The 1,429-nt window shown below is 73.2% G+C and carries 1 pseudogene; it reads right to left on the reverse strand.

The annotated features are described in order from the left end of the window. Positions 1-28: 28 nt before the first annotated feature. Positions 29-1,429, reverse strand: a pseudogene (locus LRA98_RS12775) (excinuclease ABC subunit UvrA); the annotation flags it as partial.

The raw sequence follows: 1,429 nt of genomic DNA on the forward strand, positions 1-1,429 counted from the left end.
GCCCCCCCCCCCCCGGCCGCGCCACCGCTTAGGCGGTGCCCGCCCCCCGCTCGGCGAGGAAGGCCCGCAGGGCCTGCCCGGTGGGCGTCTGCATCGCCGCCACCGCCTCCGGGGTACCCGCCCCGACGACGCGGCCGCCGGCATCCCCGCCCTCCGGGCCCAGATCGATCACGTGGTCCGCCTCGGCGATCACATCCAGGTTGTGCTCGATGACCACCACCGTGTGGCCGGCATCAACCAGGGCGTGGAAGACATCCGTGAGCCGCTGCACATCGGCGATGTGCAGGCCCACGGTGGGCTCGTCGAGCAGGTAGAGCGTCGGCGCCGCCTGCTTGCCCCGCGCCGGGCCGCCATCCACCGGGCGGGCCTTGGCCAGCTCGGTGACCAGCTTCAGGCGCTGCGCCTCGCCGCCGGAGAGCGTCGGGCTCGGCTGCCCCAGGCTCAGGTAACCCAGGCCCACATCGCAGAGCAGACGCAGGACGTGGTGGATGCGCGGATGGGCGCTGAAGAACCCCGCTGCCTCCTCGATGCTCAGCGCCAGCACCTGGTCGATGCTGTGGCCGGCGTAGCGGACCTGGCGCGTCTCCTCGTCGAACCGGGTACCGCCGCACGCCTCGCAGGGGACCTTCACGTCGGGCAGGAAGCTCATCTCCACGGTCTTTACGCCCTGACCACTGCACGCCTCACAGCGCCCCCCCTTGGTGTTGAAAGAGAAGCGCGCCGCGTTCCAGCCGCGCAGCCGTGCCTCTTCCGTGCCGGCAAAGAGCCGGCGGATGGGATCCCAGATCCCCACGTAGGTCGCCGGGCAGGAGCGGGGGGTACGGCCGATGGGGGTCTGATCCACCTCCAGGACCCGCCGCAGGTGCTCGGTGCCGGCCAGCGCCTGACACCCGGTGGGCTCCGGTAGGGCCGCGCCGCGCTTACGGGCGAGCCGGGCACGGACACTGGGCTCGATCACCTCGCGGACCAGGCTCGATTTGCCGGAGCCCGAGACGCCGGTGACCCCGATCAGGCGACCAAGCGGCAGCGCCACATCCACCCGCTGCAGGTTGTGGCGGTGGGCGCCGGTGACCGTCAGCTGCGCCGCCACCTCCTGGCTGCGGCGCTCCCGCGTGGGATGGCGCGGCGGTTCGGCGAGGACCCGGCCGGTCAGCGACTCGGTGTTGCCGGTCAGGGCTGCCAGGTCCCCCTCGGCGACCACACGCCCACCGTGGCGGCCGGCACCGGGGCCGAGGTCGATCAGGTGCCCGGCGGCGCGGATGGTCTCCTCGTCGTGCTCGACCACCACCACGGTGTTGCCGGCCTCGGCCAGCTCGCGCAGGGCGCCGAGGAGCATGGCGTTGTCGCGGGCGTGGAGGCCGATGGTCGGCTCATCGAGCACGTAACAGACGCCCTGCAGGCCGGCACCCAGGCTCGCCGCCAGGCGAAT

This window comes from Halorhodospira sp. M38, from assembly GCF_022227985.1.
GTDB lineage: Bacteria > Pseudomonadota > Gammaproteobacteria > Nitrococcales > Halorhodospiraceae > Halorhodospira > Halorhodospira halophila_A.